Source organism: Alicyclobacillus acidiphilus NBRC 100859, from assembly GCF_001544355.1.
Taxonomy (GTDB): domain Bacteria; phylum Bacillota; class Bacilli; order Alicyclobacillales; family Alicyclobacillaceae; genus Alicyclobacillus; species Alicyclobacillus acidiphilus.
This window is the reverse complement of sequence record NZ_BCQI01000043.1, coordinates 1-24,631: the sequence shown is the minus strand read 5'-3', so window position 1 is coordinate 24,631 and position 24,631 is coordinate 1. Positions and strand designations below refer to the sequence as shown.

The window sequence follows — 24,631 nt, the reverse complement described above, 5'->3', positions numbered from 1 at the left end:
CCCCCATTCCCCCTCCCCCTCCCCCCACGCCCCCCACGCCCCCGAACATTGGCGGCGTGTGGACTCATTCCGGTATACTGGACTCGCGAAAGCCAAGAGGTGATTGATGTGCAACTTCACTCGCGGACGGCGGATATTCAGATATCCGGTATCCGAAAATTCACAGAACTGGTTAAGCGGTATCCAGACGCCATCTCGCTGACCATCGGGCAACCCCATTTCCCGACGCCGCAGCATATTCGGGAAGCTGCGCAAAGGGCGATCGCGGAGGGGTACACCGTCTACACGCCAAACCGGGGGGAACTTGCGCTTCGGCAGGCTGTTGCGGCATATTATCAGCGCTTGCTCGGCCATGACTATCAGCCTGATTCGGAAATTCTCGTGACCGTGGGTGCGACCCACGCGCTCGATATTGCCATGCGGACGCTGTTGCAGCCTGGGGACGAGGTGATCGTTCCAGCGCCGGCGTATCCAGGATACGAGGGGATCGTCACGCTGATGGGCGCGAAGACGGTGTACGTCGATACCGCGCGGGACGGGTTTCGGCTGACGCCGGAGGCGTTGGCTGGGGCGTTGTCGGCGAGATCGAAGATATTGATTCTCGCGTCGCCGGCCAATCCGACGGGTGTTCAGTACAGCCGGGCGGATGTGGAAGCGCTGGCGTCGGTGTTGCGGGGCACGGACGTGTGGGTGATATCCGACGAAATTTACGCCGAACTGTCGTTTGCAAAAGAACCTGTGACCAGTATCGCGACGGTGGATGGCATGCGCGAGCGAACGGTTGTCATCCAGGGACTGTCGAAGTCGCACAGCATGACTGGCTGGCGGATTGGGTTCACGCTGGCGCCGGCGAATCTCACGGACGAGTTTGTGAAGGTCCTGCAATACAGCGTCACGTGCGCGTCATCCGTGAGCCAGCATGCGGCGCTGGAGGCCATGCGCCATGGGGCCGACGACGCAAGGCCGATGCGGGAGGCGTATCGGCGCAATCGCGATCGCGTCGTCGAGACGTTTCGCAGACTTGGCATTCCGCTCGTCGAACCGACCGGCGCCTTCTACGCGTTCCCGCACATCGCCGCCGCGCTGGGCATGGACTCGCAGACGCTGTGCGATCGCCTGTTGTCCGAGGCTCGCGTCGCCATCATCCCTGGAGACGCCTTTGGACCGCACGGTGAGGGCTACGCGCGACTGTCGTACGCGTGCGACGAAGGCGTGCTGGATGAGGCTTTGCGGCGGATCGAAACGTTTGTCCAGTCACGGATGTAAGGGAGCCGGTTGCAGGGCTTTGGCGATCCGCCAACCATCCAGCGGCAGGGTACACGGCTGGCCTTCACCGATATGCGCGCTCGGCGAAGAACGGTATCAGGACGCGAAGCGCGGCCTCGATACTGGCTTCGTCGGGCAGCATGCGCTCGTGGTGCAGCCCGTACGGTGTGCCTGCGCCGAGCCAAAACAAAAAGCCGGGGATGTCGCGCAAGAAGTATCCGAAGTCCTCGCCAGTCATCGCTGCAGGGACTTCTTCGATCACGGCCAAATTCCGGGATCGGACAAATTCCATGAACTTCCGCGTCACCGCGGCTTCGTTCTCCACTTGATAATAATTGCATCCCCAGTCGATCTCGCTGTCGCATCCGAACATCTTCGACACGCCGTCGACCATGGCTTGGATTCGCGCTTTGACGATCGGCATCGTGTCGGCCGACAAGGTCCGGATGGTGCCTTCGAGGCGGGCGCGGCCGGCGATGATGTTCTGTTTCGTGCCGGATTCCAAGCGGCCGATGGTGATGACTGCGGCGTCGAGTGGATCGATGTTGCGGGACACAATCGATTGCAAGGCCGTGATGAGGTGCGCTCCGGCGATGATCATATCGTTGGCCCGGTGTGGATACGCGGCGTGGCCGGAGCGGCCGACGAGATCGACGAACAACTCGGACGTGTTGGCAAACAGGACGCCGGGGCGGATGCCGATATGGCCGACGGGCAGATCTGGCTGCACGTGCAGCGCAAAGATCTGCTCTGGCCGCACGGCCTGAAATTCCACGCTTTCCATCATCGGCAGCGCGCCGCCGGGCCCCTCTTCAGCAGGCTGGAACAGAACGACGAGATCGTCCGCTGGGCGGTGACGCGCGAAGTGATCCACGAGTCCGAGCGCGATGGTCATGTGCACGTCGTGGCCGCAGGCGTGCATCATGCCGTCGTGCGTGGAGGCGAAGTCGCAGCCTGTCTCTTCGCGGATGGGCAGGCCGTCCATGTCGCAGCGGTAGCCGACGCGCGTCTCTGGATGATGCCCCTTGAGATGGACCAACACGCCCGTGCGCCAGGTCGCAATCTCCATGTGATCCTGAGGCATGGCCCGCAGACGTTCCAAGACAAGGGCCTGCGTCTCGAATTCGGCAAAGCCAAGCTCGGGAATGCGATGGAGGGCCTTTCGCGTTTCGACGAGATTCAGTCCGGCCGTCATAGTCTGCGAAGTTCCTCTTTGAGTTCGATTTTCTTCGCGTCGACTTCTTCAATTCGTTTGATCACCCGCGCAGGCACGCCAGCCACCACCGTGCCAGGTTCCACGTCTTCGATGACGACGGCGCCCGCGGCGACGACCGATCCTTTGCCGATCCGCACACCTTCAAGCACAACCGCGTTCGCGCCAATCAGCACGTTGTCCTCCACGACGACGGGTTTCGCCGACGGCGGCTCAATCACGCCCGCCAATACAGCGCCCGCGCCGATATGGCAGTTGGCGCCGACGGTCGCTCGTCCGCCGAGAATCGCGCCCATGTCAATCATGGTGCCGGGCCCGACCTCCGCGCCGATGTTGATGAGCGCCCCCATCATGACGACGGCATTTTCGCCGATGGTCACCTTGTCCCGGATAATGGCGCCCGGCTCGATGCGAGCGTGCAGATGTTTCGTGTCGAGCAGCGGGATGGCGCTGTTGCGGCGATCCGACTCCACGACGAAATCGTCCAGCTTGTCGCGATGGTTTTCGATCAGCGGCGAAATGTCCGCCCATTCGCCGAAGATGACCCCGGCTTGTCCTTGAATGAACGTTTGTACGCTGTCCGGGAAGGGAATATCGCCGAGCTGACCTTTCAGATAGACCTTCACCGGCGTGCGTTTCTTGCTCTCGGAAATAAATTGGATAATCTCTTCGGCCGTGTTCATATGCATGTGCTCCTTTGTCCTGTTATGATAGATGGCGTGAAAAGGAGGAAGCTTGATGAGTGTCCACATTGGCGCTGTCGAGGGGGCCGTTGCCGAACGCATCCTTCTCCCTGGAGATCCGCTTCGTGCAAAGTATATCGCGGAGACCTACCTCGACAACAGTGTTTGCTACAACGAAGTTCGAGGAATGTACGGATTCACGGGTACATACAAGGGCGTTCCGGTATCGGTTCAGGGGACCGGAATGGGCGTTCCGTCGATCTCGATCTACGCCCACGAGTTGTTGGCGTCGTACGGGGTGAAGACGCTCATTCGCGTAGGGACATGCGGCGCGATTCAACAAGATATTCGCATCCGCGACGTCATCCTGGCGATGAGCGCGTCGACCGATTCGAGCGTGAACCGGATGCGGTTCGGCAATATCGATTACGCGCCCACGGCACATTTTGGGCTGTTGCATAAGGCGTACACCGTAGCGCAAAACAAAGGCATCGATGCGAAAGTGGGCAACGTGTTTACCACGGACCTGTTTTACAACGCAGGCTTGGTCGATTTGGAGCGTTGGGCAAAGTTCGGTATTCTAGCACTGGAGATGGAATCCGCTGCACTCTTCACGTTGGCGGCCGAGTTTGACGCAAGGGCGTTGTCCATCTTGACCGTGAGCGATCACATCCTGACTGGTGAGGCGACAACGGCAGAAGAGCGCCAAACGACGTTTGACGAGATGATGCAGATTGCGCTGGAGACCGCCATCGCGTTCTAATTGGCTTGAGTCCTGAACTCATCGATAAATTGCTGCACGCGCGTGGTCAATAGGGCAATCGCGATTTGATTTTCCCCGCCTTCGGGGATAATGAGGTCAGCCATCCGTTTGGACGGTTCCACAAAGGCGTCGTGCATCGGTTTCACGGTGTTGAGGTATTGCGTATATACGGAATCGAGCGTTCGTCCTCTGTCCTCGATGTCCCTGCGGATTCGGCGGAGCAGGCGGACATCGGGATCGGTGTCGACGAAGACTTTGATGTCCAGCAACTCGCGAATGGATGGTTCGACGAGTACGTGGATGCCTTCGAGGATGATGACGGGACGAACTTCGACGCGGATCGTTTCCGGCCGTCGATTGTGTGTCTTGAAATCGTAAATGGGCATATCGATGGCTTGTCCGTTGCGCAATTGCTGCAAGTGTTTGTAAAGCAGTTCGTTGTCAAACGAGTCCGGGTGATCGTAATTCAACAATTGGCGCGCTTCCAAAGGCAAATCGGTCCTGTCGCGATAGTAGGCGTCCTGCGAGATGAGCGTTACGTGATTGGCCCCGATTGCCTCGACGATGGAAGTGGCCACCGTCGTTTTGCCGGATCCTGTGCCGCCAGCAATACCGATGGTTAACATGGTTGTACATCTCCTCCTGTTGCAACTTCGGCAGTATACCGAAAAGGGAGCAGCGAAACAACACAAACAGACAAAAACTAGGATGGACGAGAAAGGACGATTCGAACAATGCAGATAGGCTTGATTGGTCTCGGGAAAATGGGTTACAACCTCGCTCTGAACATGATGGACCACAACCACCAGGTGGTTGCGTTCGATCTCGACAAGAACGCCGTCAACCGCCTCACAGAAGCAGGCGCGACTGGCTCGACGTCGATCTCGGATTTGGTCTCCAAGCTGTCGACACCGCGCATCGTCTGGTTGATGGTGCCTCATGGGAAACCTGTCGACAACTTGATTGATCAATTGACACCACTGTTGTCAAAAGGCGACATCATCATCGAGGCTGGTAACTCGTACTACAAAGACAGTGTTCGGCATGCCGAAGAATTGTCGAAACATGGCATTTACTTCTTCGATGTTGGAACGTCCGGCGGCATGGAGGGCGCTCGTCACGGGGCTTGCTACATGATTGGCGGCGACGCTGAGGTATTTAAGACGATTGAACCGATTTTCCGCGATACCGCGGTTCCGAATGGATATGTCTACACGGGGCGCGCCGGCAGCGGCCACTTCTGCAAAATGGTGCACAACGGTATCGAGTACGGTATGATGGCCGCCATTGGCGAAGGCTTCGAAGTCCTCGACAAAGGCCCGTTCGACTACGATTTTGCCGAAGTCGCAAAATGCTGGTCCAATGGTTCGGTCATTCGCGGTTGGCTCATGGAGCTTGCCGAGAAGGCGTTCCGTGCCGACCCGCGCCTCGACGGCATCAAGGGCGTTGTTCACTCGTCGGGCGAAGGTCAATGGACCGTTCAAGAAGCACTCGAAGTACAGGCGGCGACACCTATCATTACAATGTCTCTCTTGATGCGCTATCGCTCGCAAGAATCCGATACGTTCAACGGCAAAGTGCAGGCTGCGCTGCGCAACCAATTCGGCGGCCATGCCGTCGAAAAGGCGTAAAGCCGTTTCTGCACAAACAACCAAGGGGGGCTGTTCCGCGGCGCTTTGCGGCGCCGGGACAGCCCCCTCTTTCGGTTAAATCTCACATCAGTGGCTGCATCTTCATCCAAGCTTCAATCTCGTCCGCCTGTTTTGGAATATCGTCGGACAAATTCACGAAGCCGTCGTCGGTGATCAGGACGTCGTCCTCGATGCGGATGCCGATGCCTTCTTCCGCGATGTAGAGGCCTGGTTCCACGGTGATGATGTCGCCTTTCTGGAATGGCACGTGATCTGGGCCGACGTCGTGTGTGTCGAGGCCGAGCCGGTGGCTCACGCCGTGGTAGAAGTAGCGGCTGATGTCATCGTCGTTCTCAATGAGTCCAATTTCCCGCAAATCGCGCCCGTACGATGCGCGAACCGCACTCAGCAAGTCGGCTCTGGTCACGCCTGGGCGGATGATGGCGAAAGCCGCGTCCATCGCCTTCAGCACGATATTGTACAATTGGCGCTGGCGAGGCGAAAACGTCCCATTCACCGGGAATGTGCGCGAAATGTCGGCACTGTAGCCGAGGTGGGCGGCGCCGAGATCGCACAGGACCAGGTCGCCGTCCTCAGCGATCCCGTCATTGTTGACATAGTGCAGGATGGTCGCGCGCTCACCTGCGGCGATGATGGGCGGAAACGCGTGCTCAGAGACGCCCTCGTAGCGCAAGGCAAAATTGAAGTACGCTTCCAGCTGATATTCTTTCATCCCGGGTTTCGCATGCGTCAGCATGTGATGCAGCCCGTTCTTTGTGACGCCAATTGCATGGCGGATCGCGTCGATCTCGGCTTGGTCCTTGATAGCCCGCATCCGCGTAATCAGCGCGTATGGGTTGCGCAAGGCAATGGTCGGATATTTCTTCTGGAACACGGCGGCAAATCGATGCGCTTCCGTTTCAGTTTGTTTCCAACTGTCCACTTCCATGTCGAGGTAAAGCGTTTCATATTGGCCGCCGGAAAGAAGATCGCCGATGGTGCTTTCGAGTTCGGCGATATCAACCGCCTTCGTCACGCCTGAAATCGAAGAGGCCTCTGTCTCGGTGAGGCGTTTGCCGGTCCACTTCTCTTCGACGGGATCGACCCGTTCGGTCAGAAGCGTCTCGGATGTTTCACCGGCCAACTTGGTCAGCAGGAGGGCGGAGTTTTCCTGCGGAATACCGGTGAGGTAGTAGAAATTTCGGTTGACATGGAACGGGTGGTAGGCGTGATCGCCAGACATGTACGGCGCCCGGCCAGCAAAGAGGAGAGCGATTGACCGATCAGGCAGCTGCTCAATCAGCCGATGTCTGCGTTCTTCAAATAGTGATGGTTTAAAAGACATTTAATGCACCTCTAGTTTGATCTTGGTTTAAAGTTGATGAGCCCTTGCTCCATGGCGCGAATGAGGGCTTCTGCCGTGGCGAGGTTACTCGCGACTGGCACGTTGTGCACATCACAGATACGAAGAAGCGCAGTGATGTCGGGATCGTGCGGCTGGGCGGTCAGCGGATCGCGCAGGAAGATCACGAGATCCATTTCGTCGTTGGCAACCATGGCGCCAATTTGCTGATCACCGCCATACGGCCCCGATTGAAAGCGATGGATGGTCAAGCCGGTGGCTTCGGCAATTCGGCTGCCGGTCGTACCTGTCGCGTACAGATTGACAGTTTTTAAAATGTTCTGGTACGCGACGGCCAGGTTGACGATATCGTCCTTCTTATTGTCGTGCGCAATCAAAGCAACGTTCATGCGGTTGGCCCCCTAGGCAGATACTGTCTCGCTTAGTTTACCGCAAACCAGGATTCGGTGGAATCATGGATACGTGGTACACTAACTCTATTCAGTGGTTCATGGATTTTGGAGGGTATCCAGACAGGGGGGGCACGTTCTTGCAGGACAAACTATCAGACCGCGCACCCGTTCTTGACGAGCTGCGGCGCCCTCTGCGGGATTTGCGAATTTCCCTCACGGATAGGTGCAACTTTCGCTGCCCGTACTGTATGCCTAGGGAAATGTTCGGGCCGGATCACAAATTCCTCTCCGCAGACGAAACGTTGACGTTGGACGAAATCCTGAGGATCACCAGACATTTGGTCGATCTCGGTGTCGAGAAGATCCGCCTCACGGGCGGAGAACCTTTGCTTCGTCCCGATCTCGCCCGCGTGATCGAATCCATCATGCGCATCGAGGGCGTTCAGGACATCGCGTTGACGACGAATGGCAGCTTGTTGACGCCGCGACGAGCGAGACAGTTGGCCGATGCGGGGTTGCGCAGAATCACCATCAGTCTCGACGCGCTGAGCGACGACGCGTTTCGGCGAATGAACGATGTGGGCTTTCCGGTGCGGCGCGTCCTCGACGCGATCCATGCCGCGAAGGATGCGGGCCTGGAGCCGGTGAAGGTGAATATGGTCGTCCGACGTGGTTACAATGAGCAGGAAATCTTGCCCATGGTCGAACATTTTCGATACAGCGGTGTCATTCTGCGCTTCATTGAATACATGGATGTCGGCACAACCAACGGTTGGAACCTCGCGGACGTTGTGTCGGCGGACGAGATCTTGGAACAAATCAGCTCGGTTCATCCGCTGCACCCTGTCTCGCCTCGGGTGCCTGGAGAAGTGGCGACGAGATTCCAGTTTGACGACGGCGCTGGTGAAATTGGGCTGATCCATTCCGTAACAAAACCGTTTTGCGGCGGTTGCACACGACTCAGGTTAACTGCGGAAGGCGATTTGTACACCTGTCTGTTTGCGGCGCGCGGAACTCCGCTCAGGCAGCGGCTGCGCGAAGGGATCTCCGATTCCGAACTTCGACAGGTGCTGGAGCAGGTGTGGCGCGTGCGAAAGGATGCCTATTCACAGCATCGGCACGAATATACGTCGGCAGCCGAGCGGATAGAAATGTCAAAAATCGGCGGTTGAAACGGTCGATCGTTGCGAAACCGTTCCCGTCGATGAGGAGGACTTTGCGTTTGAGACAGGTTCAACACGCGATGAGGAAATTTGTCTTTGCGTTTTTCGGCCTCGGCGCCATGCTGCTGGTTGGGTTCCTGTTGACCATGGTGACCCGGAATCACCTGCTCGAAGGCGCTGGTGCCACCCTGATGGTGGGATCGATGATTGTGGCTGGCGCGATCGACATTCGTCTGCGAAGTCCACACCTGCGGAAACTGCAATAATTCTGGATGGAACATGCGCCTGTTTTGGAATCGCCAGCGATGTTCGCTGAGACATCCGACTGTCCACTTACATAGTGTGTGAGGAGGCTCCTTCGAGAGGAGCAAATCGGACAGAGGAGGATATCACATGGCGACTTCGAACAAGCGGAACCGTAAACCGGTGAAACGGGCCAGTGTAAAGCAAGCGAATTCCACCCCTTCCGCAGCGGTGCCCGAGGTAGAGCCGGTCGCATCGAAAGGTTCTTCCCTAGATAACCTGAAGAGCAATTTGGCTGGCAAACGCAAAGCCATTTTTCAGATTCTGGATGACGTCAAAAAAGTTTCTCCGGATCAGTGGAAGGACCCAAATCAGGTGGAGTCGCTTGCGAAGAATTTTGCCGACAAACTCGGTTTGCCCGTGCCTGAACAACGGTTGAAGCAGTTTGTCAAAGCGTATTCCGACGCGACGAAGAATGGTCCCAACGCAAGCGTTGACGAGATCGTCAAGAAATACGGCAAGAACGTCGACGACAAGACGCTCAAGGAGATCAAGAAATTCGTTCCGAAGACGAAGGGTTGAGTGGACGACTGAGCCCATCGACGGGCTGACCGAACGAACGGCTGGGTATATCTGGTTGACAACCACGCGCCTGCGCGGGAGACCTACTTTATCTGTAGACAACCACGTTGTCCGGGGCGCCAGGTGACGGTCTGACTGCCACCCCTTATAGTTAGGGCTGAATCCACAAGTATGTGGATTCAGCCACCAAAACAAGTGTGGGTCGCTCAAACCGCCTGTCAAGGATGGAATGGATCTCCTTGACAGGCTCACCTTGGTTGGCGTTGCGATACGCACTGCCTGCGGGAAGGCACTGTGCCTAGGTGCCGATATGGAATTTGGGGAAGTATGACTGGCCGCGGCGCTGATAAAGCGCGGCGGCCAGTTTGCGTTGGGGGCGGGGCAGATGGCGGGCGGCGGCGGTGGGAGGTAGGCGGGCGGCGGTGGGAGGTAGGCGAGTGGCGGTGGGAGGTAGGCGGGTGGCGGTGGGAGGTAGGCGAGTGGCGGGCAAATAGGCGTCTCTCAGCCGCTTATCTCGGCGCAACGGCGAGGTCGAAGGCAAATAAGCGGCCCGCAGACGTTTATTTGCCTTGCAGCGGACGTGATCGAGCCGATCCACAACATTTAGGCGGCCCACGACCGCTTATTCGGGACCTCTCAGACGATTCGACACACTTAAGCGGCTGGGAGAGGCTTATTTTTGCCTCGGCCCGCCCCCGGCCCTCATCCGCCGCGCAATCGCGTGGCGGGAAGGAGCGACAGGGCGGGGCAGATGGCGGGCGGCGGCGGTGGGAGGTAGGCGGGTGGCGGTGGGAGGTAGGCGAGTGGCGGGCAAATAGGCGTCTCTCAGCCGCTTATCTCGGCGCAACGGCGAGGTCGAAGGCAAATAAGCGGCCCGCAGACGTTTATTTGCCTCCGATGTGTGCGCAATGGAGGGACTTCGGGCAAATAGGCATCCAGATGCCGCTTATTCGGCGCAGATCGTAGGATTCGACAAACTTAGGCGGCGTGGGGAGGCTTATTTTCGGCCCTGCTGCCCTGCTCCCGGCCCGCCCCACTCACCGGTTGCCCCCTGGCCGCCATACACGGAAAACGCTGCCCGACGCGTGCAAATCGAGCAGCCTTTGTGTGGATTCTATGTCTATCTATGATCGATCCCATCGCAGGGACGACGTTGTCAGTGCATTGCGGCTGGTGGTCATCGAGCGATTGGGTTGGGAGGTCCTCACGACAAGGCAAGATAGACAGCCAAACCTTGTGGTACGCACGACGCCTGCGGTGAGCCATCGCACTTGCACGGGCCCAAAAACCGATCTGCGTTTCCCGCAATCCACGGCGTGGCGCTGCCCTTACTACCACACTTCGTTGCCCGAGCATTCTATGCGGGCGCCTGCCGGTCGTTTAGCATTGTATATTGGTTTCGCGCAGTTCCTGTTTTGCTCTCACACGTCTAAAGGATTCAATGGCTAGTCGTTTGATTTCGGCTGCCATTGTTGGGTTCCCTAAAGCACTGTATATGTTCGATAGCAACCGAAATAGCCTTCCCCGTTGCACCGTACTGTCGGTGATATCCAAGAGGGATAACCCCTCCTCGCACAATTGTTTTGCTGTGTCATATCGTTCGAAACGTAACCAGTATTGGGCGAGGTCTTCCTTCACTGAGGCCTGCTTAATAACCTTGTTGGAGGCTATGTACATCTCCAAACACTCATTCCACAAAGCATACGCCTCCTGATAATGCGACAGGTGGAACTGAAAAATTGCGAGGTTATGCTTCAGCTCGGCGTAAAGGTGCCTGTCACATGCTTCACTTAAGTGAATTCCCCGTTGGGTGATTTCGATAGCCCTGTGTGTATCACCTTGCTTGAAGCACGTCCAGCCCAGTCCCAGAATGCAGTCAATCAAAAGCTTGCTCTGCTTTAGTGGCTGGAGTGCAATCATTGCCTTCTCGTACGCTTGGGCCGATTCGGCAAGTTCGCCCAGGCGATAGTGTGTTGTTCCCTTGTACACCATCGCTTGGGCAAAGATTTGAGTTTGTCGCTTCAAGTGTTCGGAGCGCAATGCTGATTTTTGATAGTATCTTAATGCTTGATGATAATTTTCGTCGAGATAGCAACAATTGCCCATAGACAGCAGGGTCTCGGTAACTCTTTCTCGTGCGTTGAGTTGTTGGTAAATGTCAAGGGCGCCCTCAAGGTATTCGAAAGCGGGGTCGAGCTCCCGCATCCGCATCAAGATTTTGCCTAACACGAGGTAAGCGTCTGCCTGCAGTACGCTTTCACTACATAGTGAACTTATCTTGGCCGCTTGTTCAGCATGCGTTCGTGCTTTCTCCATATCATCCAAATCGAGATAATGTCGGCTGGTGGACAAAAAGGTCCGAACGCTCTCTCTATAATCTGCTTCTTCCGACAGAAAAAACTCAATTGGCTTATTCAAACGTTGAGAGATGATCATGAGATTCCTGAGGGATGGCTTGGCCTTGTTGGCCTCCACAAGGCTAACAAATGACCGAGTCATCTCTGTTCCTGCGAGTTGCCTCTGTGTCAAGCCACGTTCGAGACGTGCACGTCGAATCATTTCCCCTAAGTTGATACTCATTTCCATAACCTCCAACTCTCGGGATGATGTCCCGTCAAGCGACGTGGTTTGGGTGCGACAAAGCGACAAACTGTTGAGAAAAACAAAATTAGCGTTGGTACCAACATGTACTGGGACTTCCGTCACAAGCCGCTGGACCAAGGTTCCGGAATCGTTCGTCCCTCTTTTCTAGCAGCCAAGCGTCCCGCAAATCCAACTCCAAGGTCCGATGCCTTGTGCCCATGACTCCCAATCCGAATTAGCAAAATTGGTTGCCCGGGTGCCACCTTATCCGCATCGGGTCTGCGTTCGTCCGACTTCGCCAAACCCACTTCATATCTTCCCGCTGCCGTTGGTTAAGCTCACGCGTGCTGCTCCGGAGTTTCGAACAGAGCTCGCAGAGGTAAGTCAAATCGGGTCCGTCTACGATTTCACTGACCGTGCGTACCAAATCATCCTTTGCTATCCGTCCGGAATGATAGGAATCGTGTTTGCGCAAACATCATCATCTGCTCACGATCCAAGGTGATGCTCGTACAATCACAATTCGGCGCCATCCTGCAAAAACCTGCACATTTCCAAATGTGCAATTAAATGTGTTTCGGCGGACGGACTCCCGAGGTGCCTGGGTGAGACGGTTACTCATTGTGTGAACAATCCCAAGCTGCAATGCTACTCGGGGTAGCGCGGAGTGAGTCGTGCGCAGTCTGCATGAGCCTCAATCCGCCCTTCGCTGATTGCGCCAGATCGCTTGTTCGTTAAGATTCAGTCCCAGAGCCACATCTCTGCCTGTGGATCCAACACTTCGAAAAGTCACATATGGCGCAGGTGGGGCGGGCCTAAGAGGTTAACATGGCTCAACCAATTTTTGCGTCCACTTACTAGCGAACCGAGGTATTCTTCGATTGGAGGTGAATAGGATGCGAAGATTCATATCAACCGGAGCGACGCTAGTCGCAGTCCTGTCAATGGTGAATATGGATCTATCCAAATTGGATGGAAATCTTCCAGAACCATCCGCTCACTGTGTGGAACTATCGATTCACAACAATTTGTGATTGGAGGAATGACGAATGAAAAAAGTTCTGTTGAGCTCCGGCGTTGTGGCTTGTACTCTATTGGGTTTAGGCACCATCACCACTGCCTTTGCGGACACGACGACGCAACAAAGCGCCACTACCACTTCGGTCGCTCCAGGCTCTTCCACCGCAAATAGTTCTGTCGGTCAGCCGGTTAGTCCCTCCCTGACCCTGTCACCGAACGCGATTTCGCAGAATTATCATCTGCCTGGAGTCCCACAGAACAACGTGTGGCAGTCCCCGTTTGATTTTACGGTTCCCGCGGAATCGAGCGGAGAGACTGCAAGCGTCAATTTGGTCCAGTGGGAATCGAACGGAACTGAAGCGGATGCGCAATATCGTCTTGTAAGTACGGATGGCTCCGCGACGCCATGGCATCGCGTTACGGGGACCTACACTTCGTCCGACGCTTGGGTCTACTTCACGGACATGCTTTCAGGTACTTACTACCTGCAAGTGGAGAACCTTGCTCCGTCCGATTTGGACGGCAATGGGTATGTTCATTACTAATCCGTTCCCTCGAACCTTGAGGTCGTCTCGGGAAACTTTCGCGCAATACACAGGCGAATACAGGCAGGTGCTATGCTACTGTGTGCTGGGTTCGTGATAGTTCCTGCCTGAACTTCTATTTGACACCAGATGAATTATATTCTATCATATTATTCATATAACGGGATTTCTGGTGTAGAATAGTCGGGTTTTCAAGCTAGGCCTACCTTTGGGGTGGGTGAGAGGACTGGCAAAGCCTCTGGTTTTGGAAGAGAGGGCTTTCATGAACACATTTGAATGGGCGTTGGGAACGCTTCTCTCCCTTCTTGGAGCGTATGTCTTAACGCGCTTTTTTCGTTTCGACGATCCTTGGGACAAAATCGTTACATACACGCTGTTCTGGATGTTTCTCATATGTCTCGATGTATTCGTTGCGGGAGCAGTCTTTCACAATCTCACGAATCTAACCACACTATGCATAAATATAGTGGTTGTCGCACTATCATTCGTCGTATTCCGAGTACGCTTCGGGTATACGCCAAGCGTGAAAAGACTTGGGATCGAAAGCCTAGGAAAGGCGATTCGCAGTGTGTCATCGCCGTACGCTGTCATTCTCATCATTTTGATACTCATAGTTGCTTGTGTCGGATACCTCCTCCCACCGTACGCGTATGATGAACTGGGATACCATTTGGTATCCGTTGCTACGTGGGTGCACAACAAGCGAATCATGGACTCGGGGTTTTTGTGGGCTGACGTATACCCGAGGAACGCGGAGTTGTTATTTTGCTGGCTGTATATGGCTGATCACACGGATAGATTTGTCCACTTCGGACAAATCATATTCGCTGTCGCGGGCATTTGTGGCATGGTTGGCGTTTCAGGACTGATGGGACTAAGCAAACGTGATGGCATCATTGCTGCCATCCTGTTCTTTCTGACGCCTACGGTACTCCTTCAAGTGGGCACCGATTACACCGACGTTGCTTTCGTATCGATGTTTTTCGTCTTCTATTTCTTCTACTTGCGATATTTATGGACAACCGATGAACGGTATATATTCCTCGCTGGAATGTCGGGAGGAATTTTATTTGGGATCAAGTCGGACGCGGTCATCTATATCGCTGTGTGCGGCGTGGTTATCCTCGTTCAGAACGTGTATCACTACTTCCGTGGCACTATGAGAATCAAGAGATTTTGTGCCGACACCTGCTTGTTTCTTGTTCCTATGGTAGTGCTAGGAGGATATTGGTACCTCCATAACCTCACTCGTTTCGGAAATCCGGTCTACCCGTTTTCGATCTCGCTGCTAGGACATGTTATATTTCGTGGATTGGGTACGGTCACCAAATTGATTATGATCCCAAACACACCTACAGAGTTTCTCGACTTGCCTTGGTGGAGGCGGGTTTGGGTATCATGGACGACGATACCTAATGTGTACGGATATGATATGCGAATTGGCGGATTTGGCGTGCAGTGGACGTTTCTCGAGTTGCCTGCAGTAATCTTGTTTATCATATACAGTTGGACGAGAAAGAGAGTGTATCTGTGGTCTATCCTCCTGCCCTTAGCGGTCATATTCGTCTTCCAACCTGCCAATTGGTGGGCGAGATATAGTCTGTTCCTGGCGGGGCTCGGTGGATGGGCGTATGTTTACATGGTAAATCTGTTACGTTCGAAAAGATTACGCACAACAATTCACGTTGTCGTGATCGGCTCCATTTGCGTGGGCTATGGTTTGGGTGCCTATTCGCTTCTTAATTCGAATTCCCAGATCAGGGGAGCAATCCACCGTCTACTTGTCACACCCGCTAAAAACCGTGGGAGCGTGCTGGTGCCTGAATATCGGCTGATGGATAGAGTGAAGCAGCCAACGATGCTCCTCATCGGGCCAAACGTCGAATTTCCGTATGTATTCTTTGGGAGATCAGCCGAGAATTCGGTGATGCGCATCACTGCCAAGACGAATTCGGCTTTTCAGAGAGAGATATTGACGGAACACGCAAAATACGTAGTCGCTACAGAAGGAGATGTCGTGGATGGTTGGGCCAAACAGGATTCAAGACTCCTTCAGCCGGATGGTGGAGAGGGACGGTATGTTATCTACAGGGTCCAACTTAAAACGATCGTTGGCTCGACTGCTGTTTACTCAACTGCGCCCTAGCCAGTGGACGAAGAACGTCCTTGTATTTGCCGCATTTGTTTTTACATTGCCCCATGTCACGTCTGACATGTTCTTGAGAGCGTGCTGCGCATTCGTTTTATTTTCAGGAATATCAGGAACAGTGTACATTTTAAATGACTATGTCGATCTGAAGATCGATGTTCAGCATCCTGAAAAACGGCACCGTCCTATGGCCTCAGGCCAACTGTCGCCTCGTACGGCTCTTGTGTTTGGAGGATGTCTTCTATTTGGATGCATGCTGGTTTCTTATAGGATCAGCCATTTGTTTAGCGCAGTGCTGGCTGCGTATTTCTTGCTCAATATAGCTTATTCTACGATTCTGAAACACGTGGTTGTTATTGATATTCTTTCCATTTCAATGGGGTTCGTGTTCAGGAGTGCCGCCGGAGGATTGGCCATCTCCGTCCCACTGACGCCTTGGTTTCTATTTTGCACATTGGTACTTTCCTTGTTCTTGGCAACTGGGAAGCGGAGATACGAGTACAGGGTCTTCCAACAACATAACCGCCTAATACGAAGAGTCCTCTTCCGTTATTCTGACAAAATTCTAAACGCTCTTAGCATCGTGACGGCTGTTCTGACGATTCTATCCTATTCGGTATTTACCCTGACAAGTAAGCACTCGCATGTTCTGATGTGTACCGTACCTTTGGTAGTCTATGGAATCGTCAGGTATATGGTACTGATCGACTCGACGGACCTGAGTGGGAGCCCAGAGTCAATCCTCATTCGTGACGCCCACATTCGATATACCGCCATTTTATATGTCGCCCTTGTTGTGACAGTCCTTGTGGTGTTTGGATAGCGATTTGTCCGAAAGGGTCATGGAACATCGCAGAGCATTGTATGCTGTCGGGCAAAATACCCCACCACGTACTTCTACGCTCAGTCCGCATGGTTGTTTCCTTTTTACACGCTGGGTTGTGGCGCGAACCACACTGCCTTCTGGAAGGAACTATGCAAAAGTGCCGACATGTGCGTTGGGGACACTGCTTTCGAAATAGCGTGATCGGCCGTGGCGCTGACCGCGAAGGTGGCAGGCACACGCAGGCCGGGAAAGTAGGTGGGAGGCGAGCGAGGCGGAGAAACAGGCGGCCCAAAGGGGCCTATCTGCCTCATTGTGGGTGTGATCGGGCCGATCCGCAGCATACGCGGCCCGGTGCTGCCTATTTTCGCCCCGCCGCCCGATCTCCCGCCAAGGCCCGGCCCGCTCGGTCATTCCGCCCCCGGCCTGCGATCCACGGAAAAAGGCTGCCCGACGCGTGCGGATCGAGCAACCTTTGTGTGCATTTATGATCGATCCCGTCGCAAGGAGGACGTTTTCTTTCCTCAGCCCAACCCTCCATACATCCGTCTCAGCTTTGCTGTCCGCCTTGCTGGCCATTGTCGGCTTGCCCCGGTTGCGGCGAAGGGTACGGCGGCGACTGATTGGGCGGCCCGTAGGACGGCATTCCGTAACCGGGAGCTGGATATCCCGGCGGGCTGTATGCTGGTGGTCCGTAGTTTGGCTGAGCATACGGTTGCGCATACCCTGGCTGCATCGGCTGCTGTCCGCCATAGCCGCCGCCGTAACCGCCATAGCCTCCGTTGCCCGGGGCCTGGGGATATGGGGCGGCGGGTGGTTGCCCTTGCGCCGGTGCACCTGGCCCTGGCTGAGATGGCCGCTGTTGTACGGTCGCCGAAGGATTCCCGGCCGCCCCCGCAGCGCTGCCAGCCGAGTTGCTCGTCGAATTGCCATCGTCGCTGCCGCCGCCTTTCAACAGTCCAGCGCCCAGCGGCGACGCCATGAGCGCCGCAAGAATGCTCGTGTAGTCTTCCGTCGTCAGATTTTTGCCGCGATTCTTCAGCAATTTGTCGAGCACGCCGCTTTCTTTTAACGATCCCGTCGTGATATACACGGTATCCAACATTCTGTCGGCTTGCTGCAGATAGCCAAGCCAGTTTTTGACCATGCCCCGCAGGCTGGTAACGGTCTTCACGGTTTCCTGCAAATTTTTTGGTGTAAAAAGCTGGGCGATGCTTGTTCCTTTTTTCGATCCCGCCGCCGATCCGTCTGGGCTGGTGATTGGTTTCGCGCTGCTCGGCCGTTTGCCGCCCGCCGGCCTTCTTCTTCGATTTCCGTTCGGGCGCTGGGCCTGTGCTTTGGCGAGGACTATGCCATGCGCCGCCTGCGCGCGCTTGTGTGTTGGACTCATCGTTGACACCCCGCTTCCTCTCCACGCTCCGATGTATCCTATGATCTGCGCGAACGCCCTGTGCGAATGCCAGATAGGGACGGGACGGCAGCCTAGGTCAGACAAGACGAATAGCCCATCTCGCGGCGAGCAGACTACGGAGGAAGCGTGGAGAAAGGAGCGGGATGTGCGAATGGCTTTCAGACGATCCCTCTATGCGAAGTACGGCGGCGTTCACTTTATGCAGATGGCGCCGGTGCAGGACATCAACAAATTCGTTCGTGAGCTGCCTGACGAGAAACGAGACAGCCTGTTCGAGGTCCTCCACGAACTGAACGAAGCCGGACTCATTGAGATTCAAAACGATCACCATCTGCTCGATCCAATGGGTGAAGAGCATCCATCGCATCCGAACGCGATCGACGACCTGCAATAAATCTGCAATCGTCCTGCAATCAGCGAAACAGCCCCGCACGCGGCATCGTTTGCCGGCGATGGGGGCTGACCGCTTTCGCTTCTTACCACAGTTTCTTACCACAGTTTCTTACCGCAGTTTCTTACGACAGCTTCTGATGGAATCGGCGCATCCGTTCGATGGCTTCGACGATGTCGCTGTCCGCGACGGCATAGGAGAAGCGGACATGGCCTGGCGCGCCAAAGGCTTCTCCTGGCACGCTCGCCACGAGTCCGTGCTCCAGCAGTAACTCGCAATAGTCGGTGGCCGAGTTGATGGCCTGACCCTCATAGGAGCGGCCGATCACGCCCGAAATGTCGGGGAACGCGTAGAACGCGCCTTCCGGCATCAGGCAATGCACGCCTTCGAGGCTGTTCAAACCTTGCACGAGTTTGTCGCGGCGGCGTTTGAACGTGTCGACGACCGTTGGATCGAAATTCTCCAAGGCCACCACCCCTGCTGCCTGAGACATCGTCGAGGGGCTGCCGGTCGAATGGCTCTGGAACGAATTGATGGCTTTGGCCACATCGGGCGGCGCTGCCACGTAGCCGAGGCGCCATCCTGTCATGGCAAACGCTTTGGAAAATCCGTTGACGAGCAATACCCGATCTTTCAATTCCGGGCACAACGCCGCAAGGCTTACATGCTTCACGTCGTAGACCAGCCGTTCATAGATCTCGTCCAGGATGATGTAGACATCGTGACGGCGCAGGACTTCGCCCAGCGCGGCGAGTTCGTCTTCGTGGTACACGGCTCCGGTCGGGTTGGACGGGCTGTTCAGGAGAATGGCGCGAGTTTTTGGCGTAATCGCCTGCTCGAGTGCCCTTGGCGTCACCTTGTAGCCAGTGTCTGCGCCGGCCGCGACGATGACAGGCTTGCCGCCAGCCACAGCAATTTGCTCCGGATAGGACGTCCAGTACGGGGCAGGGAGAATGACTTCGTCCCCATCGTCCAAAATGGCCATGCAGACGTTGTACAGCGTGTGCTTGGCGCCGTTGGACACAATGATTTGTTCTGGCGCGTATTGCAGCCCATTCTCCGACATTAACTTCGCCGCGATGGCCTTTCGCAATACGAGCGTACCTGCGGCTTCCGTATATTTGGTTTGACCGTTGGCAATCGCCTTCACACCCGCGAGGGCGGCTGCGGTTGGCGTGTCAAAATCCGGCTCGCCGACGCTCATGTTGACTACCGATTGACCTTGGGCGAGCAATTGTTTGGTTTTGCTGTCGACGCTCATCGTCGCCGATGGTTTGATATTTCGTATTCGTGCGGACAAACGCTGTTCCACGCTCATGCCCCCCCAATTTGTTGCCGACATTGTAGCATACGCGGACGCGTTTTGCCGTGTTTTCGTGACATTTCCGCGAGCTTAAAACCACCTGCGCAGCCAATTGAACGGATTGTGACTCGGCGCGTTCTTTGGTGTCGGCGTCGGCGCGCTGTGCAGTTCGCAAGGTTGGGTCGGCTCGGTTCCCGGCTGAAAGTAGTCCACTTCTTTCGCGCGGCAAAGCGGGGTGGCGACTTCGCCGCTGATAGGATCGAGGACGACCCGCTTCAGGTCCGACGGCGGCGTGTACCACTTGTACGGCAGGTGCGCTTGCGCGGTGCCCATGAATTTGGACCAGATGGGCGACGCAAGGTGTGTCTCCGGGACGCTCAACTTCTTATTGGAGTCGTAACCGACCCAGACTGCCACGACCAGGTTCGGCGTGTAGCCGACCATCCACGCGTCGGTGTCGGTCGTGCCCGTTTTCGCCGCGGCAGGACCGTGCAGGTACTGGTGAAACGCGTAGCCGGTTCCGTTCGGTTCGATCACGCTGCGCATCAGGTCGCTCATTTGAAACGCGATCTCGGGGGAGAGAACGCGTTCCATCGGCGCGTCGGTGCGAATGCGCCCCTCCGGTTTGTCGATCTCTTCGACGGCGTGCGGCGTCACGCGATATCCGCCGTTGGCCAGCGTGGCGAACGCGGTCGCCATCTCGACCGGTGAGACCGGAAAGACGCCGAGCGCGAGGGAAGGGTAGGGCTTCAGCGGATCGGAGATGCCCATGCGCCTTGCCATGTCGATCACGTTGTCCGGCCCAACCGCCAGGTTGGTGTGGACCGCGTAGACGTTGTCGGATCGGGCGATCGCCTCGCGCAACGTCAGCGGGCGCCCCGCGTACATGTCGCCGTAATCGTGCACCGTGTAACTGCTGGCTCCGCCTGGTCCGTAGAGGAACGTCGTCAGTTTGCTGTCAACTTGGTTGGCCGGCGTCCAGCCGTGTTCCAACGCGGCGCTGTACACAATCGCTTTGAAGGTCGAGCCCGGTTGACGCGCGGCCAAGGCCCGATTGAATGGGCTCGTCTGGTAATTCCGTCCGCCGACCAAGGCGCGAATCGCGCCGGTCTTAGGGTCCAAGGCGACAAGGGCCGCCTGCAAGTCGCTGTGCTTGGGCAGCGTCGTCTGGATGGCGCGTTCGGCTGCTTGTTGCAGCAGCGGATCGAGTGTGGTCCGCACGCGCACTTCGCCTGCCTCCAGTTCTTCGGTCGACAATTGCCCATTGCGCTTGGCTTCGTCGATCGCGACCTGTGTGAAGTACGGTGCTTGGACGGTCGGCGAGTGGTAGTCCGCGATATGAAGCGGCTCTGCCGCGGCCGCCTTCGCCTGCTCCGGCGTGAGGTAGCCCACTTGCACCATGCGGTGGAGGACGACCAGTTGGCGCTCTTTGGCCCGATCCATGTGATCGAGCGGCGAATAGATGGACGGCCCCTTCGGCAAACCGGCCAGCATCGCGCACTCCGCGACGTCGAGATCTTCCACCGGTTTGTTGAAATACAGCCGTGCCGCAGCCTGTACGCCGTACGCCCCGTGTCCGTAATAGACCACGTTGAGGTAGCGGTTGAGGATCCAGTTCTTCGATTTATGCAATTCGAGCTGCATGGCGAACAACGCCTCGCGAATCTTGCGGGACATCGTTCGATCCTGCGAAAGGTATAAGTTCTTCGCCAACTGCTGCGTAATCGTCGATCCGCCCTGGACCACCTGGCCGTGCCTGAGGTTGACGACCATCGCGCGCGCAGTCGATTTGAAGTCGATGGCGTGATCGCGATAGAAGTTCGTGTCTTCGACCGCGATGGTGGCTTGGATCAGCGCGGGCGGTATGCGGGAGAGCGGCACGTTCTGCGTCTCTTCGCCGATGGTCGTCCACTCGGCGATGCGCGTGCCGTCTTCACTGTCGATCTCGGTCGGATTGACCGCGCTGCCCGCTGGCAGCGGCATGAGTCGAAGTCCTACGAGGACGAGCGACATGCCGGTAAAGCCGACGCCGAGCGGGATGAAAAAGGCGCCCAACAGCAACCGCCAGCTCGATCTGCGGCGGCGGTAGATTTTGGTCGAGTCCTTCTGACGGGCAAGTCGCAAGCGGAAGCCGCGTTTCATCCAGGCACCCTCTTTCTTGACTGTCTCCACAAACCGATCCGAACCAGATGGGGACAACCAAGCTGTGGCTGGATCGCAATATGGCCGGATCGCGTGTGGAGCGGAGGAGAATTGTGGAAAATAGTGTGCGCGGAAATTGGTGAATTATGCCGGGGGTGAGGCAAGCTTTTGCCATGTTCGGTTCTGTTCCAGAATTCAACGGTTTATGAGAACAGAGCGTGGTATAATACGGACGCAATCAAGAGGACGCCTATGTACACAAAGGAGTGTTTCAAGTTGACCCAGTCCCATTTGTGGTTCACGGAATATCAGAGCGAGAATCTTTCGATTGGTTTGCGCATCGAGAAGACATTACATAGCGAACAGACCCCTTATCAAACACTCGATGTCTACTCCACCCATCAGTACGGCAATTTGCTCGTACTCGACGGTTGTGTCATGACGACGGACAAAGATGAATTCGTCTATCACGAAATGCTCGCCCACGTGCCGATGCACACTCACCCCAATCCGAAGAGCGTGCTGGTGGTCGGCGGTGGCGACGGCGGCATCATCCGCGAAGTCATCAAGCACCCGTCGGTCGAGCGTGCTGTACTCGCCGAGATCGACGGCGCTGTCGTGGAGGCTTCGAAGAAATACTTCCCGCAAATTGCCCAAGGTTTGAGCGATCCGCGCGTGGACGTTCAAATCGTGGACGGCATCAAATACGTGGAAGATCACAAGGGCGAGTTCGACGTGATTCTCATCGACTCGACCGATCCAATCGGACCGGCTGTCGGCCTGTTCAGCAAGACCTTTTACGATTCCGTCGCCGAAGCGCTGAAGCCGGATGGCATCATGGCCGCTCAAACGGAGTCTCCGTTCGCCAACCAGGAATTGATCCGCCGCGTGTACAGCGACATTGGCAAGACGTTCCCGATTGTCAAGTTGTATCTCGCGTCAATCCCGACCTATCCAACGGGAATGTGGAGTTTCACGATGGGCAGCAAAGTCCATCGTCCCGAGGACGTGAAGGACGTGCGCGTGGCCAACACGCGCTACTACAACGCCGCCGTCCATCAGGCGTGCCTCGCCTTGCCGAATTTCGTGAAGGAGCTCGTGAGTGAATGACGTTCGAATTCGATGTGACCCAACCGTTTTCACCCGCGTACAGCGGGAACGTGTTCATAGGATCGACCCTGGATTTCGAGTCCGCCAAGGCCGTGATCTACGGCATGCCCATGGACTGGACCGTGTCGTTCCGCAGCGGGACGCGCCTCGGTCCCACGCGAATCCGCGAAGTCAGCCTGGGCCTGGAAGAATACAGTCCATATCTCGACAGGGACCTGTCTGACATCACCTATTTTGACGCGGGCGACATTCCGTTGCCGTTTGGCAACGCGGAGGAGAGCCTGGATCGGATTTACGAATATGTCAGTGCCCTCTACGCCGCGGACAAGCTGCCCATGGGCCTCGGCGGCGAGCATCTCGTGTCCTGGGGCTCCATCCGCGCCGCCGTCGAAAAGTATCCGGAACTGCGCGTCATCCATATCGATGCGCACACGGATCTTCGCGATCACTACGAAGGCCAGCACTACTCGCACGCCACCGTGATCAAGAAGGTCTGCGACGCCATCGGGCCGGATCGCGTCTATCAGTTCGGCATTCGCAGCGGCACCCGCGAAGAGTTCCAGTGGGCTCGCGCAAACACGCGGTTCGCGCCATTCGAACTCGCCGAACCGCTCCGCTCCGTCCTGCCCGAGTTGCACGGCAAGCCCATCTACGTGACCTGGGACATCGACGTGTTCGATCCCGCCACCGCCCCCGGCACCGGCACCGCCGAGCACGGCGGCATCTTCGCGCCGGAAGCGTTTCGGGCCATTCAATACATGCGATCGCTCAACATCGTCGGGTTCGATTTGGTTGAAGTGGCGCCGCAAATTGACCCGACCGAGCAAACGCAAATCCTCGCGGCCAAAATCATCCGCGAAGCACTCCTCGCGTTCACGCGCTAAGGGGCATTCCGCAGATGTTTTGGTTACCCTCGACTCCCGAAAGCGCGCCACGCTCATGCCGCCTCACATGGGTCCGCAAAACGTGGGACGCGGACGCATCGCCCGCGGGCGGAACGACGATGGACGGGGATGGAGCGAGAGTGGACGGGAAGGTAGCGGATCGGAACGGAGCGGATGGGAAGGTAGGGGCTTGCGGCGCCGACCGGGGCGGGGCTGCCGATCACGTCGAACGCGAGACGATTGGCGATGCCACCTGGTACACGCGCGGCGGATCGCATTTTCTGCGTTTCGCCGAACCCTCATCCGCCGAAACCCATGACACTATGGACACCACGCCCGCGGAGGCTCTGCGAGCTGCGGACCAGCATGCCGCGCGGGGCAGGACTGTGCGCGGCATGGGGGCGCGATCAGGCGCCGCCCGGCCGGGAACTGGGCGACCGGGAGTTGGGCGACCGGGAGTTGCGCGCGGCGTACCCGCGCCTCACCTGTCGTCCGGGCCCGCGGCAGATGCGTCCGCAGTTGTCAGGACGACCCTGCGTGTGGAAGCGGACGCCGTTACGTGGCTTCGCCACGGTCTCGTCCATTGGAGCCACACGTTCCGCGCCGGCCAAATCTTTGAATCGAGGATGGCCTTGGGCCATCAACTTCTCGACATTCGCACCGAAACCGAATCGCTCCGTGTGGATGTTCGCCGCAACGGAGGCACTCTGTCCCTCGCGTACATCATGTGGCTGTCAAGCGATCCATCCTCACCCTCGACCCGCGTCGAACTTGCGTTCGACTGGTCGGTCCGGTGACGCAAGGAGGCCGCCGGTGGAGCGGGGGCGGCGAGTGCGGTGTGGTGGTGTGGTGGCGAATAAGCCCCTGCAGGCCTTAAGTGTGTCGAATCGGCAGATGTGTGCCACATAGGCGTTGCCCGCCCTCGCGCTTGTGCCCTCGCGATCGCGCCGTCACGCCCGGTCGCGAATGTG

General features: G+C 56.7%; 22 protein-coding genes. 13 read left to right on the top strand and 9 right to left on the bottom strand.

What is annotated here, in order from left to right; genetic code table 11:
* Positions 1-108: 108 nt before the first annotated feature.
* On the top strand, positions 109-1,266 hold the full coding sequence (locus AAC01S_RS13565; protein ID WP_306307186.1) for an aminotransferase class I/II-fold pyridoxal phosphate-dependent enzyme: 1,158 nt from the start codon (positions 109-111) through the stop codon (positions 1,264-1,266).
* 64 nt (positions 1,267-1,330) lie between these two features.
* Here AAC01S_RS13565 and AAC01S_RS13560 read toward each other — a convergent pair whose 3' ends face one another.
* Entirely contained in the window at positions 1,331-2,461 is a 1,131-nt protein-coding gene (locus tag AAC01S_RS13560) for an N-acetyldiaminopimelate deacetylase (RefSeq protein ID WP_067623341.1), read from the bottom strand.
* Positions 2,458-3,168 carry a 2,3,4,5-tetrahydropyridine-2,6-dicarboxylate N-acetyltransferase gene (dapD, locus tag AAC01S_RS13555; protein ID WP_067623335.1) on the bottom strand — a complete coding sequence of 237 codons (711 nt, stop codon included), beginning with the start codon at positions 3,166-3,168 and terminating at the stop codon, positions 2,458-2,460. The genes AAC01S_RS13560 and dapD overlap by 4 nt, the downstream gene beginning before the upstream one ends.
* A 49-nt stretch (positions 3,169-3,217) precedes the next feature.
* Between dapD and deoD the strand changes: the two genes are divergently transcribed.
* On the top strand, positions 3,218-3,925 hold the full coding sequence (deoD, locus tag AAC01S_RS13550; RefSeq protein ID WP_067623332.1) for a purine-nucleoside phosphorylase: 708 nt from the start codon (positions 3,218-3,220) through the stop codon (positions 3,923-3,925).
* Here deoD and udk read toward each other — a convergent pair.
* On the bottom strand, positions 3,922-4,551 hold the full coding sequence (udk, locus tag AAC01S_RS13545) for a uridine kinase (RefSeq protein ID WP_067623329.1): 630 nt from the start codon (positions 4,549-4,551) through the stop codon (positions 3,922-3,924). The genes deoD and udk overlap by 4 nt on opposite strands.
* 108 nt (positions 4,552-4,659) lie before the next feature.
* On the opposite strand from udk, the gene gnd reads away from it, so the two are divergent.
* Entirely contained in the window at positions 4,660-5,556 is an 897-nt protein-coding gene (gene gnd, locus AAC01S_RS13540; RefSeq protein ID WP_067623326.1) for a phosphogluconate dehydrogenase (NAD(+)-dependent, decarboxylating), read from the top strand.
* An 82-nt stretch (positions 5,557-5,638) separates the two neighbouring features.
* Here the strand turns inward: gnd and AAC01S_RS13535 are convergent, their stop codons facing one another.
* Both AAC01S_RS13535 and AAC01S_RS13530 read right to left on the bottom strand, forming a co-directional pair.
* Positions 5,639-6,901, bottom strand: a complete 1,263-nt coding sequence (locus AAC01S_RS13535) for an aminopeptidase P family protein (RefSeq protein ID WP_067623323.1) — start codon at positions 6,899-6,901, stop codon at positions 5,639-5,641.
* A gap of 11 nt (positions 6,902-6,912) precedes the next feature.
* Positions 6,913-7,308, bottom strand: a complete 396-nt coding sequence (locus tag AAC01S_RS13530; RefSeq protein ID WP_067623320.1) for a methylglyoxal synthase — start codon at positions 7,306-7,308, stop codon at positions 6,913-6,915.
* A 101-nt stretch (positions 7,309-7,409) separates the two neighbouring features.
* Between AAC01S_RS13530 and moaA the strand changes: the two genes are divergently transcribed.
* The 3 genes from moaA to AAC01S_RS13515 all read left to right on the top strand — a co-directional run bounded on the left by moaA (position 7,410) and on the right by AAC01S_RS13515 (position 9,299).
* Positions 7,410-8,483: a GTP 3',8-cyclase MoaA gene (gene moaA, locus AAC01S_RS13525; RefSeq protein WP_245630221.1), complete on the top strand. Its 1,074-nt coding sequence runs from the start codon at positions 7,410-7,412 to the stop codon at positions 8,481-8,483.
* Positions 8,484-8,533: 50 nt separating this feature from the next.
* Complete coding sequence (locus tag AAC01S_RS13520) at positions 8,534-8,740, top strand: hypothetical protein (protein WP_067623314.1); 207 nt, start codon at positions 8,534-8,536, stop codon at positions 8,738-8,740.
* A 127-nt stretch (positions 8,741-8,867) separates the two neighbouring features.
* On the top strand, positions 8,868-9,299 hold the full coding sequence (locus AAC01S_RS13515; RefSeq protein WP_083511793.1) for a hypothetical protein: 432 nt from the start codon (positions 8,868-8,870) through the stop codon (positions 9,297-9,299).
* A gap of 1,380 nt (positions 9,300-10,679) precedes the next feature.
* On the opposite strand, the gene AAC01S_RS13510 is transcribed toward AAC01S_RS13515, so the two are convergent.
* Positions 10,680-11,879: a tetratricopeptide repeat protein gene (locus tag AAC01S_RS13510; RefSeq protein ID WP_067623311.1), complete on the bottom strand. Its 1,200-nt coding sequence runs from the start codon at positions 11,877-11,879 to the stop codon at positions 10,680-10,682.
* Positions 11,880-12,931: 1,052 nt separating this feature from the next.
* Between AAC01S_RS13510 and AAC01S_RS13505 the strand changes: the two genes are divergently transcribed.
* The 3 genes from AAC01S_RS13505 (at position 12,932) to AAC01S_RS13495 (ending at position 16,419) form a co-directional block, all read left to right on the top strand.
* Positions 12,932-13,447, top strand: a complete 516-nt coding sequence (locus AAC01S_RS13505) for a hypothetical protein (RefSeq protein ID WP_067623309.1) — start codon at positions 12,932-12,934, stop codon at positions 13,445-13,447.
* A gap of 778 nt (positions 13,448-14,225) precedes the next feature.
* Entirely contained in the window at positions 14,226-15,593 is a 1,368-nt protein-coding gene (locus AAC01S_RS13500) for a hypothetical protein (protein WP_306307187.1), read from the top strand.
* Positions 15,508-16,419 carry a decaprenyl-phosphate phosphoribosyltransferase gene (locus AAC01S_RS13495; protein WP_067623303.1) on the top strand — a complete coding sequence of 304 codons (912 nt, stop codon included), beginning with the start codon at positions 15,508-15,510 and terminating at the stop codon, positions 16,417-16,419. The genes AAC01S_RS13500 and AAC01S_RS13495 overlap by 86 nt, the downstream gene beginning before the upstream one ends.
* Positions 16,420-16,969: 550 nt before the next feature.
* Here AAC01S_RS13495 and AAC01S_RS13490 read toward each other — a convergent pair.
* The gene (locus AAC01S_RS13490; RefSeq protein WP_083511796.1) at positions 16,970-17,809 is read right to left on the bottom strand and encodes a hypothetical protein; all 840 of its coding nucleotides are present in this window, start codon (positions 17,807-17,809) and stop codon (positions 16,970-16,972) included.
* A 172-nt stretch (positions 17,810-17,981) separates the two neighbouring features.
* Between AAC01S_RS13490 and AAC01S_RS13485 the strand changes: the two genes are divergently transcribed.
* A complete protein-coding gene (locus AAC01S_RS13485) occupies positions 17,982-18,224 on the top strand; it encodes a hypothetical protein (protein ID WP_067623298.1) in 243 nt (80 codons plus the stop codon).
* 121 nt (positions 18,225-18,345) lie between these two features.
* Here the strand turns inward: AAC01S_RS13485 and AAC01S_RS13480 are convergent, their stop codons facing one another.
* Positions 18,346-19,533, bottom strand: coding sequence for a pyridoxal phosphate-dependent aminotransferase (locus AAC01S_RS13480; RefSeq protein WP_067623296.1), 1,188 nt, complete (start codon positions 19,531-19,533; stop codon positions 18,346-18,348).
* 81 nt (positions 19,534-19,614) lie between these two features.
* The gene (locus AAC01S_RS13475) at positions 19,615-21,666 is read right to left on the bottom strand and encodes a transglycosylase domain-containing protein (RefSeq protein WP_083511790.1); all 2,052 of its coding nucleotides are present in this window, start codon (positions 21,664-21,666) and stop codon (positions 19,615-19,617) included.
* 252 nt (positions 21,667-21,918) lie between these two features.
* Between AAC01S_RS13475 and speE the strand changes: the two genes are divergently transcribed.
* The 3 genes from speE to AAC01S_RS13460 all read left to right on the top strand — a co-directional run bounded on the left by speE (position 21,919) and on the right by AAC01S_RS13460 (position 24,457).
* Positions 21,919-22,776 (top strand): polyamine aminopropyltransferase, encoded by an 858-nt coding sequence (gene speE / locus AAC01S_RS13470; protein WP_067623294.1) that lies wholly within the window; start codon positions 21,919-21,921, stop codon positions 22,774-22,776.
* Positions 22,773-23,660: an agmatinase gene (speB, locus tag AAC01S_RS13465; protein ID WP_067623292.1), complete on the top strand. Its 888-nt coding sequence runs from the start codon at positions 22,773-22,775 to the stop codon at positions 23,658-23,660. The genes speE and speB overlap by 4 nt, the downstream gene beginning before the upstream one ends.
* A gap of 119 nt (positions 23,661-23,779) precedes the next feature.
* Positions 23,780-24,457 carry a DUF1934 family protein gene (locus AAC01S_RS13460; protein WP_169794048.1) on the top strand — a complete coding sequence of 226 codons (678 nt, stop codon included), beginning with the start codon at positions 23,780-23,782 and terminating at the stop codon, positions 24,455-24,457.
* Positions 24,458-24,631: the final 174 nt, after the last annotated feature.